The following is a 14,539-nucleotide window of genomic DNA, read 5'->3' as shown; positions in this document are numbered from 1 at the left end:
GTTCGAACGCGCCCCGCCCCGAACTGCATTGGCCGCCGGTGGTGAGTACGACGATTCCAGCGTCGGAGCTGTATGCGCGCGCCTTTGCCGCCTTCCGCCAGGGCCAGTCGCAGCAGGCGCTGGGCATGCTGCAGCTGCTGCTGCGCCAGGTGCCCCGGCATGCGGATGGATGGAACCTTGCCGGGGTGATCCACAGCGCGCGGCAGGAGGTGGCCCAGGCGGCCGCCTGCTACCGGCGTGCCGTAGCCCTGGGTGCCGGCGCCGGTACCTGGGTCAACCTCGGCCTGGCCGAACAGAGGCGCCTGTCCCACGACGAAGCGGAGGCCGCCTACCGGAAGGCACTGCGCATGGACGGCACGCTCGTCATCGCCTGGCAGAAGCTGGGCGGATTGCTGGAGGAAACCGGCCGGCGCGAGGAGGCGCTTGCGGCCTACCGCAGTGCCCTGGCGCTGGAGCCGGGCAACCTGCGCAGCGTCGGCGATGCACTGCTGCTGCGCCGTTACATGGCCGATTGGGATCCGGCATCCGGGCCGCATCCGCAGGACCTGCTGGCGGCCTGTGCGCATGCGGAGCGCAGCGATTTCGCACCGCTGCTGCTGCTGGCCCTGCCCGAGGCCGACGCCCACGTGCAGCGTTCGGCCGCGGCCCGGTTCGCCGCCACCCAATGGGGATCGCTGTCCACGCAGCCGGCCCTTTCGGCGCCGCCCGCGCCGCTGCCGGGCCGGCGCCTGCGCGTGGGCTACCTGTCATCCGATTTCCGTGCGCATGCCGTTTCGTTCCTCGCACTCGACGCCATCGCCGCGCACGATCGCGAGCGCTGCGAGGTCGTGCTGTACGCGCACGGTCCGCCGACTGACGACGCGTGGCGGGAGCGGGCGAGGAGCGCGGCGGACCGTTTCGTGGAGATCGAAGCCGACGACCGCAGCGCCGCGCAGCGGATCGCCGCGGACCGGCTCGACGTGCTGGTGGATCTCAACGGCTACACCTCGCAATCGCGGATGGGCATCGTCGCGCTGCGGCCGGCGCCGGTCATCGCATCCTGGCTTGGATACATCGGTACGCTCGGGGATGCGCGCCTGGCCGATTACGTCATCGGCGATGCGGTCGCCACGCCCGAAGCGATGGCGGACGGCTTCAGCGAGGCGCTGGCCCTGCTGCCGCACTGTTTCCAGCCCAACGCCGCGCACCATCCCGTGCCCGCGATGCGCCGTGACATGGCCGGACTTCCGGAAGATGCCGTCGTGTTCTGCAGCTTCAACCAGGCCTACAAGCTGCATCCATCGCTGTGGGACGACTGGTGCGCGATCCTCGCGCGCGTACCCGGGTCGCTGCTGTGGCTGGCGCCGCCGCGCGACGACATCGCCCGCGACAACCTGCGCCGCGAAGCCGCGGCACGCGGGATCGCACCCGAACGCATCGTGTTCGCCCCGCAGGTGCCACGCGAGCAGCACCTGGCCCGGCTCGCGCTGGCCGACGTCGCCCTGGACACCTGGCCCTACAACTCCGGCACGACGGCCAGCGACGCGTTGCGGATGGGCGTGCCGCTGCTGACGTTCCCCGGCACGACGTTCGCCGGGCGCATGGCGACCAGCCTGCTGACCGCGCTGGGACTGCCCGGATGCATCGCGGCCGACCGGAACTCGCTGGTGGAACTGGCGGTGCGGCTCGGCAACGACGCCGCGGCCCGCGGCGACCTGCGCGCGCGCCTGGCTACGCTGCTGCCCGCAGCGCGCCTGTTCGATCCGGACGCGATGGCCGTCGACCTGGAGCAGCTTTACCGGGCCATGCACGCGAATGCGCTTGCCGGCCGGCACGCCACGATCCGGCTATAAAAAAAGGCCGCGCACGGCGGAGTATTCCCCGTCGTGCGCGACCCGGGTGCGGCCCTCAGCGCAGCTGCAGCGTCGCCCGATCCAGCACCCACATGGTCGGTCGCGTATCGCCGGTGAAGCGCAGGCACAGGTCGCGCTTGCCCGCCACGCCCTGCGGCAGTTCCGCGACGATATCGACGAAACCATCCGCGCCAGGCTTGGCCGGCAAAGGCACGCTGGCGATGCGCTCGCCGCCGCAGCCGTCGGCGTGGATGTCCAGTTCACCGTGCGCGGAGCGGGCCGGTTCGAAGCGGCGCGCCGGTTCGTCGTGCGCGAGCTGGAAGTAATACGGGATCTTGCCCGCGCGCACCTTCATCGAAGCTACGCCGTCCAGGTCGGCGCCGTTCCACTGCCAGCACGGATAGAAGATCGTGGTGTTGAAGATCGCACGCTCGCCATCGGCCGGGCCATCGTCTTCCAGGCGCAGCAGCAGGCGACCTGCGTCGGGACAGGTGGCGAGCTGCTCGTCGGTCCGGGTGAGCAGCGAGGTGGCGTCGTACGTGTGGGTGCGTGCAGTCGCCAGCGCATGGCCGTCGGCGAATGCAGCCGCACGCAACTGCGCCGGCAAGGTGACCGGCACCGGTGCTTTGTACAGCGTCGAAGAGGCGGTCGGCTCGCTGCCATCGGTCGTGTAACGCACTTCGTAGGCGAGCGGACTCTCCAGCGTGACCGTCGCCGTGCCGGCCTTGCGGTCGTGCTCGGCGGTGGCATCGACCTGGAACGGCGTCTGCGCGTAGCCCACGCCCCAGTGCCGGTAGCGTTCGAGCTGGTCGGGCAGGCGACGCAGGAAGCCGGCGTAGTCCTTGCGTTCCTTGGGCGTCCAGCCGGTCTCGGCGACCGCGGCCAGGCGCGGGAAGACGTTGTGCTGCAGGCGCTCGAAGGTGCGGGTGTGCTCGGTCCACATGTTCGCCTGCAGGCCGAGGATGTGGTGGCGCTGGCTTTCCTCGAGCTCCTTCGGCACCGGTTCGAAGTCGTAGACCTGCCGCATCGGGATCGTGGCCGGGCGACCCGGGGGTTCATCCGGCGAGTGGGTCTGCAGGTAGTCCAGGTACAGGTCGCTCGACGGCGTCATCACCACGTCGTGGCCTTCGCGCGCGGCCTTCAGCCCGCCTTCGATGCCGCGCCAGGACATCACCGTGGCCTCGGCGGGCATCGGGCCTTCGAGGATCTCGTCCCAGCCGATCAGGCGCTTGCCGTGCGCGGCCAGGTACTTCTGCAGCCGGGCCACGATATGGCTCTGCATCTCCATCTCGGTCTTGGCACCGACTTCGCGCATGCGCTCCTGCACGCGCGCCGAAGCCTCCCACTGGTCCTTGACCGCTTCGTCGCCACCGACGTGGAGATAGGTGCCGGGGAACAGCGGGATCAGTTCGTCCATCACGTTCTCCAGGAACGTGATCGTGCTTTCCTCGGTGTTGAACAGGTTCGGGAACACGCCCCACTCGCTGGACGGCACCAGCTTCTGGTCGGTCGTGCCCAGTTCCGGATAGGCGGCGATCGCGGCGGTGGCGTGGCCGGGCTGGTTGAGCTCCGGGACCACCGTGATATGCCGGGCCGCCGCGTAGGCGACGATCTCGCGGACCTGGTCCTGGGTGTAGAAGCCGCAGTACTGGCGCGGCTTGCCGGTGGACGGCTCGATGCCGCCATCGCCAGCCGGAATGCGGCAACCACCAATCTCTGTCAGCTTCGGATACTGCTTGATCTCCACGCGCCAGCCCTGATCGTCGGTCAGGTGCCAGTGCAGCGTGTTGAGCTTGTGCATGGCCATCGCGTCGATGACCTGCCTGACCTGGTCCACGCTCCAGAAATGGCGCGACGGATCCATCATGAAACCGCGCCAGGCGAAGCGCGGCGCGTCTTCGATGCGTACCGCGGGCACCGAGACCGCGCCGGCGTCGTCCACGGTCGCCAGCTGCGCCAGGCTCATGGCGCCGTAGAACAGGCCGGCGGCATCGCCGGCGCTGACGATCACGCCCGCGGGCGTCACCTCCAGCAAGTAGGACTCGGCACCGGCGCCTGCGCGGGACGGGTCGATCGAGAAGCGGATCGCACCCTTCGCTTCGGCGCCATCGGCATCGGTGCCGTCCAGGAGCCGGGGTTCCACCGCCAGGCCCTTGGCCACGAGCGCGGCGAACTGGCCGGCGACCGTGCGCGCGGCATCCCCGTCGGCCAGCAACGGCGTGGCGGGGGACAGTACGAAGCGGCCTTCGCCGGGAACGGCGATGGCAGGCAGCGGGATCAGCGAGATCGCGGGTGCCTCGGCGGCCGGTGCCTGTGCAGGCGTCGCATCCGCGGGTGATTGCGGCTGGCCGGAACAGGCAGCCAGCGCGGCGGCCAGGCCTGCCACGCACAGCAGCTGCGCGGACCGGGAAAAAGTGGATCGGTTCATCGTCACTCCCTTGTGGTGCGGTGAGGCATTGCCGGACGTGCCCGAAAAACGGAACGGGCCCGGATTTCTCCAGGCCCGCCCGTAACGGTCAGCCTGCGCTGCCGTCATGTTGCTTCGATCAGAACTGCACGCGCAGGGTCGCCATGTAGCGGCGGCCGGTGCGGTAATCGCCGCGGACCAGCTTCTCGGTGTTGGCGATTCCGTCGACTTCCGCGTACGTGTAGTAGTTGGAATCGAGCAGGTTCATGCCGTCGACGCTCACGCTCAGGAAGTCGTTGATCTTGTACGTGAGGTTCGCGTCCAGCGAGTCGTAGTCGTCGGTGACCAGGAAGTTGCCGCGATCGACCTGCGTGTAGTACTTCGAGCGCCAGGAGTAGGTGACGCGCGCGCTCCAGTCGTCGTTCTCGAAGAACGGGCTGACGTTGATCTGGTTCTTCGAGTTGTACGGCAGCGGGTCGCCGTTGTCGGCTTCGGCATTGGCGTAGGTGTAGTTGGCCAGCAGGCCCAGGCCGTTGTCGAACGACTGCTGGAACGCGGCCGAGAAGCCCTGGATGCTGGCGTCGCCGGCGTTGTTCGGGCGCGAGACGTCGTAGATCGTGTCGCGACCCTGGTTCTGGTTGAAGTGGGTCTCTTCCTGGGTGGTGACCAGGACGTAGTCGGACACGTCCTTGTAGAACAGCGTGCCGGCCAGGATCGAGTTCTCGCTGAAGTACCACTCGGCCGAGAAGTCCCAGTTGGTGGACTGGTACGGATCCAGGTCCGGGTTGCCGCCGCCGCCGGTCAGGGTCTGGTCGCCCAGCCACAGGTAGCTGGACATGTCGCCGTAGTTCGGGCGCGACATCACCTGGGCCGCCGAGAAGCGCAGCACCACGTCGTCGGTGGCCTCGTAGGCGACGTTCACGTTGGGCAGCAGGTTGTCGTACTTCTTCTTGACGCTGGTCGGCGCATAGGCGGTCGCCGGGCAGGGGCTCACGTTGACCGTGCACGCCCAGCCCATGCTGTCGGACTCGGTTTCCACGTAGCGCACGCCGAAGTTGCCGCGGAAGCTGTTCCAGCTGAAGTCACCCTGCACGTAGAACGCGTTGATGTCCTCGGTGATGGTCCAGGTGTTGGCCGCGAACGACGGGTCGTTGAACGTGCTCGGTTCCGGCATCGTCTGCCACGGAGCCAGCCAGTCGCCGCTGAGGATCCAGTCGGCCAGCGCCCAGCCGTCGATGGTGAAGCGCTCGTTGAGGTCGCCGACGTTGCTGAAGCCGCTGAGGTAGTTGTCCGGCAGCGGGCGCGGGCTGAACTCCGACGCCAGCGCGTTGCCGTAGCCGGCGACGGTGGCCAGCGAAACGCCACCCATCCGCTGCCCGGTCTCGTGCTCGCGGCGCTTGAAGCCGAAGCGGACCTGGTAGACCGGCGAGTCCAGGCGCAGGCCGAAGTCGACCTGGCCGTACTTCTCCTCGTCCCAGGTCGGCTTGAACACGATGTTGCCGCCCCAGCCCGGGTTCCAGGTGGCGGCGCTGCTCGGGTCCGCGCCCCAGCCGCCGTCGATCTGGAATGCATTCGGATCCAGGAACGGGTTGGCGCCGTGGAAGGTCAGGCTGCGGTCGCCGCTGATGTCGTAGCTGTAGTCGGACCAGTTCAGGAACTCGCCGTAGACCTGGCGGCCGGTGCCGCCGGTGGCCTTGGAGCTGCCCAGGTGGGTCGAGGCGAACCAGCGCTCGTCGTTCCAGGTCGCCTTCAGGTCGTAGGAATCGGTATCGACGGTGGCCTCGCGGTTGATCAGGTCGTACACGACCAGCGCGTTGTCGAACGTAGCCTTGGTGATCACGCCGCCATCGACGGTCAGGTCGGTCATCTTCATCAGGCCGTTCCACGCGTTGCCCTGGAAGGCGAACATGGAATGGCTCATGTTGTCGAAGTCGGCCTTGACGTTGAGCGCGTTGAACTCGATGTCCAGCTGCTCGACCGGCTTGAACTGCAGGGCCACCGAGATCGTGTCGCGGTTGCGCTCCTGTTCGAAATAATGCGCGCTGATCGAGTTCGGGCCGACGGCATCCTGGTTGGCGAGCAGGGTCGTGGCGCATGCGCCCACGCAGGTGGCCGGCTTGGTCGGCTGGCTGCCGTCCGGATTCGGCGGCACCGACCAGTCGGTCGGCAGGTTGTAGATCGAGCCGCCACCGCCGGCGCCGTAGGCATAGTCGCGGCCGGTCACGGTGCCGTAGGACTCGATGCCGTCGCGGCGGATGGTTTCGTCGGCGCGCTGCGCGGCGACGATCACGCCGAAGTTGTCGGCGTCGTTCTTCCAGCCCAGCAGGACCGAGACCTGCGGGTCGCCGCTCTCGACGCGGTCGTTGTACAGGTAGCCGATCTGCCCGGAGACGGTGGTCTTGCTCAGGTCAAGCGGCTTGCGGGTGACGATGTTGACGGTGCCGCCGATCGAACCTTCGTCGATGTGGGCTTCCGGCGACTTGAACACCTCGACGCGACCGACGATCTGCGGTGCCAGCAGGGAGTAGTTGAAGGTACGACCCGGCTGGTCGGTGATGAACCAGTCGGCCGAGGCCACGGTCTGGCCGTTGAGCAGGGTGCGGTTCAACGCCGGGTCGGTGCCCAGGATCGAGACCTTCTCGCCCTGGCCGAAGGCCCGGTCGATGGTCACGCCCGGGATGATCGTGATCGCTTCGGCGACGTTGGTCGCCGGGAACTTGCCCACGTCCTCGGCGGTGATCACGTCGACGATGTTGTCGGCGTCGCGCTTGGCGTCGAGCGCCTGCTTGAGGCTGCCGCGGATGCCGACGACGACGATGCCGTCGAGTTCGGTTGCACTGGCCTGGTCGGTGGCCGGTGCGGCAGGGGTGGCCGGCGTGGCGGCTTCCTGCGCATGGACCTGCACGGCGAAGCCAAGACAGGTGGCGACGGCGGCGGAAAGTACGGACTTGCGGTGCTTCATGATGTCTCTCCCATCATTGTTTGAGTTCCACCGGAGACCCACCTCCGGCGACGACTGCTTCAGGTGCAACGGCGTGGAGCGATCGATGTCTGACCCGTGGCACTTCCCCCGGCTCGTTCTGACGCCGTCACCGCACTTCTTCTGAAAAACCGGAGCCCAGGTACCAGCTGGCGGCGCCGATGACGCCCAGCTGCCCGTGCTCGACCAGCCTTACCGACACCCGCTCAAGCGCCTCGCGCATCGGCCCCTTGTTGAGGAACCGGGCGACGAAGTCGCTGCGGACCAGGAACTCGCGTATGTGCGGCAGGATTCCGCCGGCCAGGTAGACGCCCTGCACGCCGTACAGCAGCGCCATGTCGCCCACGGTGCTGCCGAGCAGGCCGCAGAACACTTCCAGGCTTTCGCGCGCGAGCGCGTCGCTGCCGTCCAGGGCGGCGGCGGTCACTTCGCCGGGCCGCGCGAAGACCGGAGTCACCCCGCGCAATGCGCACAGCGCGTTGTAGAGGTTCATCAGGCCCGGACCGGACAGCGCGTGCTCGACCGGGACGTGGCTGCGCTGGCCGAGCATCTGCCGCAACAGCGACATCTCCAGCTCGGTCCCGACCGCAAGCGCGGCCTGGCCGGCTTCCGTGGCCAGCACGACCGGACGCGTGGAGGTCGGGATCCACACCGCCGCGCCCAGGCCGGTACCGGGGCCGAGCACGAGCAGTGGACCGGACGCGGTGCGTTCGGGGCCGGCGAGCTGCAGCACTTCGTTGGCGCCCAGGTGGGCCACGGCGTGGGCCACGGCTTCGAAATCGTTGGCCAGGTGCACCGCGTCCAGGCCCAGGCTGTCGCGGATCTCCACGGGCGACAGGCGCCAGGGGAGGTTGGCCGTGATCACCGTGCCGTCGGCCAGTGGATAGCCGGCGCTGGCGATCACCGCCACGCGCACCGTTGCCCCGCGGGCGCCGGGAAGGCTGGCGATGAAGTCGCGCAGGATGTCGGCCAGTCCCGCGTAGTCGGCGCAACGGAACTTGCTATAGGCGAGCACCTGGAGGGGCGCACCGGCTTCGCCACCGGCCTGGACCAGGCCGATGCGGACATGGGTGCCGCCGACGTCGGCCGCGATGAACGGCTGAGATTGTCGGCCCGGCAGGGGTGTTGCATTTGCGGCTGCTGGCACGCGGATTCCCCGTAGCTGGCGTGCGCCGGATTTCCCTGGCCGGTGGCACGAATGCGACGGAGTGTGGAAGTGGTCTGACAACGATGTCAACACATCACGACAAATTGCTTGGGGCTTGTGTCGTCTCGCACCAAAATCGTCATTTCGTCAGCGCTGTCATCTCCTATTGAGTACATTCATGGTGCTAAATCAGGCACATACGACGTATTCATCTTTAATGCCCAGTGCGAATCCATGCTGCGAAGCAGCACGTCCCGTGGTCAAGGAAGGCGACACGCGGTTGACAAGGAGGGCGCGCCGGCGGAAAGAATGTGACAACGTTGTTCCCGCTCCTGACCTGCGCCGGCGACGGCGCCCGGGGCGAAACGACCACCTGCCGGGGAGGCACCGCAATCCATGTCCGCTACCACCACCGCGCCCGCGCGCACCGGCCTGGCCACGTCCATCGCGATCGTGGGCGGCCTGTTTTTCATCATCGGGTTCTTCACCTGGATCAACGGGCCGCTGATCACCTTCGTCAAGCTCGCCTTCGACGTCAGCGAGATCTCGGCGTTCCTGGTGCTGATGGTGTTCTACCTTTCCTACTTCTTCCTCGCGCTGCCTTCGTCGTGGATCCTCAAGGGCACCGGCATGAAGAAGGGCCTGGCGCTGAGCCTGGCGGTGATGGCGGTCGGCGCGATGATGTTCGGCGAGTTCGCCACGCGGCGCTGGTTCGGCGGTGCGCTGGGCGGCCTGTTCGTGATCGGCGGTGGCCTGGCGCTGCTGCAGACCGCGGTCAATCCCTACATTTCCATCCTGGGCCCGATCGAGAGCGCGGCCCGGCGCATCGCGCTGATGGGCATCTGCAACAAGATCGCCGGCATCCTCGCGCCGATCCTGATCGGTTCGCTGGTGCTGCACGGCATCGGCGACCTGGCCGGCCAGGTCGAGGTGGCCGACGCGGCGACCAAGGCCCAGCTGCTCAACGAGTTCGCCGCCAAGATCCACACGCCGTACCTGGTCATGGCCGGGATCCTGTTGCTGCTGGCCGTTGCGGTGCTGTTCTCGCCGCTGCCGGAAATCAGCCCGGCGGAGGCCAATGCGACGCCGGCTGCCGGTGGTGCCCGCGGGCGCACCAGCATCTTCCAGTTCCCGCACCTGTGGCTGGGCGTGCTGTGCCTGTTCGTCTACGTCGGCGTGGAAGTGATGGCCGGTGATGCGATCGGCACCTACGGCCACGCCTTCGGCCTGCCGCTGGACCAGACCAAGTTCTTCACCTCCTTCACCCTGGCCGCGATGCTGCTGGGGTACCTGGCCGGCCTGGCGTTGATCCCGCGCTTCGTCTCGCAGGAGCGCTGGCTCAGCGTGTCGGCGGTGCTGGGCGTACTGCTTTCGCTGGGCGCGCTGTTGACCCAGGGCTACGTATCGGTGGGCTTCGTCGCCGCGCTGGGCTTCGCCAACGCGATGATGTGGCCGGCGATCTTCCCGCTGGCGATCCGCGGCCTGGGCCGCTTCACCGAAATCGGTTCGGCATTGCTGATCATGGGTATCGCCGGTGGCGCGATCATTCCGCAGGCGTTCGCCGTGCTGAAGCAGCACGCCGACTTCCAGTGGGTCTTCGCCGGGCTGATGGTTCCCTGCTACCTGTACATCCTCTACTACGCCCTGCGCGGCCACCGTGCCGGACTGCCGGCGGCGCGCTGATTGCCGCATCATGGACGGCGGATCGATTAAAAAGGCAGCTGAAGGCATGCGCAGGCCGACCATCAAGGACGTCGCCGAGCGGGCGAAAGTCTCGCTCAAGACGGTGTCGCGGGTAATCAACAACGAACCGTCGGTGATGCAGGCCACGCGCTCGCGCGTGCTGGCCGCCATCGCCGACCTCGACTACGAGCCCGACGCCACGGCGCGCAACCTGCGCAGCGGCACGCCGTTCGTGATCGGCCTGGTGTACGACAACCCCAACGCGTACCACATCATCGGCGTGCAGAACGGCGTACTCGCCGCCTGTCGCGAGACCGGATTCGGCCTGCAGATCCAGCCCTGCGATTCCACCTCGCCACTGCTGGCCGAGGAACTGGCCGAGCTGGTGCAGCGCTCGCGCCTGGCCGGGCTGGTGCTGACCGCGCCGATGTCCGAGCGGCCGGACCTGGTCGCCGCGCTGGTCGCGAAGGGCATCCGCGTGGTGCGGATCATCGCCGCCACCGAGGATCCCGGCGACGGTCCCTGCGTCTACATCGACGACCGCGACGCCGCGTACGAAGTCACCGAGCACCTGATCCAGCTCGGCCACCAGCGCATCGGTTTCCTCTGGGGCGGGGCGCAGCACCACTCCTCCGGCGAGCGCTACGCCGGCTACGAAGCGGCGCTCAAGGACTACGGCATCGTCCTGGACAAGCACCTGGTGGTCCCGGGCGACTACACCTTCGACGACGGGTTCCGCGGTGCGCGTCGCCTGCTCGCGCTGCGCGAGCCGCCGACCGCGATCTTCGGCAGCAACGACGAGATCGCCGCCGGCGTGCTGGCCGCGGCGAAATCGGTGGGGTTGAACGTGCCCTACGACCTGTCCATCGCCGGATTCGAGGACAGCCCGTTCTCGCGCCAGTCGTGGCCCGCGCTGACCACCGCCAAGCAGGCCACCGAGGACATTGCCCGGCACGCGGCGCGCCTGCTGATCGGCAGCCTGCGCCAGGACGCCTACGACGACCACCCGCTGGCCGTGACCAACCAGGGCTTCGTGCCGCAGCTGGTGGTCCGCGGCTCCACCGCGCCGGCGCCGCTGCAGGCGCGCCCGCGACCTCCGACCCCTTCCTCAGAAGCATGAACATGCCGATCGCGCTGCCCGCAGCACACCAGACCCTGATGTTCAACGAGGCAGCGGAAACCGCGGCCCTGGTCGCCGGGCAGTTCGCGCGCAACCGAGAAACCGTCGCCGCGCTGGCATCGCAACTGCGGGCATCGCCGCCACCGTTCGTGGCCACCTGCGCGCGCGGCAGCTCCGATCATGCCGCCACTTACGCCAAGTACCTGATCGAAACCCAGCTGGGGATCGTCACTGCGTCGCTGTCGCCGTCGATCGGCTCGGTGTACGCCGCGCCGCTGCGACTGGAAGGTGCGCTGTTCATCGCCATCTCGCAGTCGGGCAAGAGCCCTGACCTGCTGCGCAACGCCGAAGCCGCCAAGGCCGCAGGCGCACGCGTGGTGGCGCTGGTCAACGTCGAGGACTCGCCGCTGGCGCAACTGGCCGACACGGTGATCCCGCTGGGCGCCGGCCCGGAGAAGAGCGTCGCCGCGACCAAGAGCTACCTGGCTTCGCTGGCGGCCATCGCCCAGCTGGTCGCGCACTGGAAGGACGAGCCCGGACTGCTTGCCGCACTGGATACCCTGCCGCAGTCGCTGGGCGAAGCATGGAACCAGGACTGGTCGACGCTTACCGACGGGCTGGTCGATGCACGCAACCTGTTCGTGCTCGGCCGTGGCCTGGGCCTGGGCGCGGCCCAGGAAGCGGCATTGAAGTTCAAGGAAACCTGCGGCCTGCATGCCGAGGCCTACAGCTCGGCCGAGGTCAAGCATGGGCCCATGGCACTGGTCGGGGCCGGATTCCCGGTGCTGGTGTTCGCGCAGCCGGATGAAACCGGCGCCGGCGCGCTCGCCGTGGCCGACGAGTTCCACGCGCGCGGTGCGGAGGTCTGGGTGGCCTCGGCACGGGGGGCGTCGTCGACGGCGCCTTCCAGCGTCCAGTTGCCACTGGCGCAGGCCGCGCATCCCGCGCTGGCTCCGCTGCTCACCGTGCAGAGCTTCTATCGCGCGATCAACGCGCTGGCGCTGCGGCGCGGCCACAATCCCGACCTGCCGCCGCACCTCAACAAGGTCACGGAGACGGTCTGATGGCGCTGCGCGCGCTGGTCAACGCGAAGATCCTGGTCGGTGAAGGATTCTCCGACGATCTCGCGGTGCTTCTCGATGATGCAGGCGGCATCGCCGCACTCGTGCCGGCGGGACAGGCGCGAGTGCAGGCCAGTGAAGTGCACGACCTCGAGGGCGGCTGGCTGCTGCCCGGCTTCATCGATGCGCAGGTCAACGGCGGCGGTGGCGTGCTGTTCAACAACGACACGCGTGTCGAAGCGATCGCCGCGATCGGGCGCGCGCACCGCAGGTTCGGCACCACCGGTTTCCTGCCGACCCTGATCAGCGACGATGCCGCGGTCATGGCGCGTGCGGTCGACGCGACCCGCGACGCGATCACGGCGGGCGTGCCCGGCGTGCTCGGCGTGCACCTGGAAGGCCCGTACATCGCGCCGGCACGCAAGGGCACCCACGATGCGGCGAAGTTCCGCGTACCGGATGCCGTCGAAGCGACAATGGCGACCTCGCTGGACAACGGCGTCACCCTGATCACCCTGGCGCCGGAGCAGGTGCCGCTGGACACGATCCGGATGATGGTCGCCCGTGGCGCCATCGTCGTCGCCGGCCACACCGCCGCCACTTACGAGCAGACGCGCGCAGGACTGGATGCGGGCCTGCGCGGCTTCACCCACCTGTACAACGCGATGACGCCGCTGCAGGGGCGCGAGCCCGGCGCGGTCGGTGCCGCGCTGGAAGATCGCGACAGCTGGTGCGGCGTCATCGTCGACGGCGTGCACGTGCATCCGGCCAGCCTGCGGGTGGCCCTGGCGGCCAAGCCGCCCGGCAAGATCTTCCTGGTCACCGATGCGATGCCGATGGTGGGTTCGGACGATCCGGCCTTCGCGCTGTATGGCGAAGTGATCACCGCCGTGGATGGCGTCGTGCGCAACGCCGCCGGCGCGCTGGCGGGCTCGGCGCTGGACATGGCGACCGCCGTGCGCAACTGCGTGCAGCTGCTGGGGTTGCCACTGGACGAGGCCGCGCGCATGGCCGCGACCTACCCGGCCGAATTCCTCGGCCTGGGCCGGCGCCATGGACGCATCGCGCCCGGCTTCCAGGCCGACCTGGTCCTGCTGGACGACGCGCTGCAGGTGCGCTCGACCTGGATCGCCGGCGCGCGCGAGGATGTCGCGTGACCGCATTCCCGGCGTGGCGGGCGTGACCGCCAGCCCGCGCGCGCCGCGCTTCGCTTCGGTCGATGCGCTGCGCGGGCTGACCGTGGCGGCGATGCTGCTGGTGAACAATCCCGGCGACTGGGGTCATGTGTACGCGCCGCTGCTGCACGCCGAATGGCACGGCTGCACGCCGACCGACCTGGTGTTCCCGTTCTTCCTGTTCATCGTCGGTGTCTCGATCGCACTGGGCGTGGTGCCGCGCATGGAAGCCGGAGCCGATCGCGGCGCATTGATGCGCTCGGTCGCCGTGCGTGCGTTGCGCATCGTCGGCCTCGGCCTGCTGCTGCACGTGCTGGCGTGGTGGTGGATGGAAATGCCGCATTTCAGGCCCTGGGGCGTGCTGCAGCGGATCGGCCTGTGCTTCCTCGCCGCCGGCGCGGTGGCGTTGTGGCTGCGGCCACGCGCGCAGTGGCTGCTGACCGGTGCGCTGCTGCTGGGCTGGTGGGCGCTGCTGGCCTGGGGTGGCAGCCTGGAGCCGTGGGTCAACCTTGCCAGTCGCGTCGATACCGCATTGCTGGGGCCGTGGCTGTACCAGTTCGATCCGATGACGGGGCGGGGTCACGATCCCGAAGGCCTGCCGAGCACGCTCGGGGCCTTGGCGACCACATTGCTGGGCCTGCGTGCAGGTGACTGGCTGCGGCACGGCCGGCCGCGCGCGCTCTGCATCGGTGGCGTTGCCGCGCTGCTGCTGGGCCTGCTCTGGGCGCAGCTGCTGCCATGGAACAAGAACCTGTGGACGTCGTCCTATGTGCTGTGGAGCGGGGGCTGGGCGATGCTCGCGCTGGCCGCGGCCCATGTGCTGGTCGATCGGCGGCGCTGGCCGGCGCTGGGTCGCAGCTTCGGCGTCAATGCAATCGCCGCCTACGCGGGTTCGGCGGTGATGGTGTACCTGTTCGCGGCGTTGGGCTGGTGGGAGCCTGTCTACCGGATCGGATTCGCAGGCTGGATGACGCCGCGCTTCGGTCCCTACCTGCCGTCACTCGCGTTCGCGCTGGCGTTCGTCGGGTTCTGGTGGCTGGTCGTGCGTGCGATGGACCGGCGCGGCTGGCATATCAAGGTCTGATTCCGGGGACAGTCTTGGCGGGACCGGCTTCTTGTCGCGAAGCCGGCGCG

9 protein-coding genes are annotated in these 14,539 nt (G+C 68.6%); 6 read left to right on the top strand and 3 right to left on the bottom strand.

Translation table 11 applies throughout. The features are described from left to right. The first annotated feature begins 41 nt into the window (after window positions 1-41). Window positions 42-1,832 carry an O-linked N-acetylglucosamine transferase, SPINDLY family protein gene (locus CSC65_RS00395; protein ID WP_162407989.1) on the top strand — a complete coding sequence of 597 codons (1,791 nt, stop codon included), beginning with the start codon at window positions 42-44 and terminating at the stop codon, window positions 1,830-1,832. A 55-nt stretch (window positions 1,833-1,887) separates the two neighbouring features. On the opposite strand, the gene CSC65_RS00390 is transcribed toward CSC65_RS00395, so the two are convergent. From CSC65_RS00390 to CSC65_RS00380, 3 genes are all read right to left on the bottom strand, one after another. Next, entirely contained in the window at window positions 1,888-4,260 is a 2,373-nt protein-coding gene (locus tag CSC65_RS00390; RefSeq protein WP_162407988.1) for a family 20 glycosylhydrolase, read from the bottom strand. 118 nt (window positions 4,261-4,378) lie between these two features. After that, on the bottom strand, window positions 4,379-7,201 hold the full coding sequence (locus tag CSC65_RS00385; RefSeq protein WP_162407987.1) for a TonB-dependent receptor: 2,823 nt from the start codon (window positions 7,199-7,201) through the stop codon (window positions 4,379-4,381). Window positions 7,202-7,328: 127 nt separating this feature from the next. Beyond that, window positions 7,329-8,366 (bottom strand): glucokinase family protein, encoded by a 1,038-nt coding sequence (locus tag CSC65_RS00380; RefSeq protein ID WP_162407986.1) that lies wholly within the window; start codon window positions 8,364-8,366, stop codon window positions 7,329-7,331. A gap of 396 nt (window positions 8,367-8,762) precedes the next feature. Between CSC65_RS00380 and CSC65_RS00375 the strand changes: the two genes are divergently transcribed. Genes CSC65_RS00375 through CSC65_RS00355 form a run of 5 tightly spaced genes read left to right on the top strand, consistent with a single transcriptional unit; the run spans window position 8,763 to window position 14,489 of the window. Beyond that, window positions 8,763-10,049, top strand: coding sequence for a sugar MFS transporter (locus tag CSC65_RS00375; RefSeq protein WP_162407985.1), 1,287 nt, complete (start codon window positions 8,763-8,765; stop codon window positions 10,047-10,049). Window positions 10,050-10,095: 46 nt separating this feature from the next. Further along, the gene (locus CSC65_RS00370) at window positions 10,096-11,169 is read left to right on the top strand and encodes a LacI family DNA-binding transcriptional regulator (RefSeq protein WP_162407984.1); all 1,074 of its coding nucleotides are present in this window, start codon (window positions 10,096-10,098) and stop codon (window positions 11,167-11,169) included. After that, window positions 11,166-12,233 carry an SIS domain-containing protein gene (locus CSC65_RS00365; protein WP_425501281.1) on the top strand — a complete coding sequence of 356 codons (1,068 nt, stop codon included), beginning with the start codon at window positions 11,166-11,168 and terminating at the stop codon, window positions 12,231-12,233. The genes CSC65_RS00370 and CSC65_RS00365 overlap by 4 nt, the downstream gene beginning before the upstream one ends. Then, complete coding sequence (gene nagA / locus CSC65_RS00360) at window positions 12,233-13,387, top strand: N-acetylglucosamine-6-phosphate deacetylase (protein ID WP_162407983.1); 1,155 nt, start codon at window positions 12,233-12,235, stop codon at window positions 13,385-13,387. The genes CSC65_RS00365 and nagA overlap by 1 nt, the downstream gene beginning before the upstream one ends. After that, window positions 13,377-14,489, top strand: a complete 1,113-nt coding sequence (locus tag CSC65_RS00355) for an acyltransferase family protein (protein ID WP_162407982.1) — start codon at window positions 13,377-13,379, stop codon at window positions 14,487-14,489. Before nagA ends, CSC65_RS00355 begins: the two co-directional genes overlap by 11 nt. Window positions 14,490-14,539 lie beyond the last annotated feature (50 nt).

The sequence above is a fragment of the Pseudoxanthomonas daejeonensis genome (assembly GCF_010093205.1).
GTDB classification, from domain to species: domain Bacteria; phylum Pseudomonadota; class Gammaproteobacteria; order Xanthomonadales; family Xanthomonadaceae; genus Pseudoxanthomonas; species Pseudoxanthomonas daejeonensis.
The sequence above is the reverse complement of the archived record's forward strand: the minus strand, read 5'-3'. Positions and strand labels throughout refer to the sequence as shown.

What these genes read in the sequence shown, in the direction of transcription:
- CSC65_RS00390 (WP_162407988.1), bottom strand. Translation starts at nt 4,260, where the DNA reads ATGAACCGATCCACTTTTTCCCGGTCCGCGCAGCTGCTGTGCGTGGCA.
- CSC65_RS00385 (WP_162407987.1), bottom strand. Translation starts at nt 7,201, where the DNA reads ATGAAGCACCGCAAGTCCGTACTTTCCGCCGCCGTCGCCACCTGTCTT.
- CSC65_RS00375 (WP_162407985.1), top strand. Translation starts at nt 8,763, where the DNA reads ATGTCCGCTACCACCACCGCGCCCGCGCGCACCGGCCTGGCCACGTCC.
- CSC65_RS00370 (WP_162407984.1), top strand. Translation starts at nt 10,096, where the DNA reads ATGCGCAGGCCGACCATCAAGGACGTCGCCGAGCGGGCGAAAGTCTCG.
- CSC65_RS00365 (WP_425501281.1), top strand. Translation starts at nt 11,166, where the DNA reads ATGAACATGCCGATCGCGCTGCCCGCAGCACACCAGACCCTGATGTTC.
- nagA (WP_162407983.1), top strand. Translation starts at nt 12,233, where the DNA reads ATGGCGCTGCGCGCGCTGGTCAACGCGAAGATCCTGGTCGGTGAAGGA.
- CSC65_RS00355 (WP_162407982.1), top strand. Translation starts at nt 13,377, where the DNA reads ATGTCGCGTGACCGCATTCCCGGCGTGGCGGGCGTGACCGCCAGCCCG.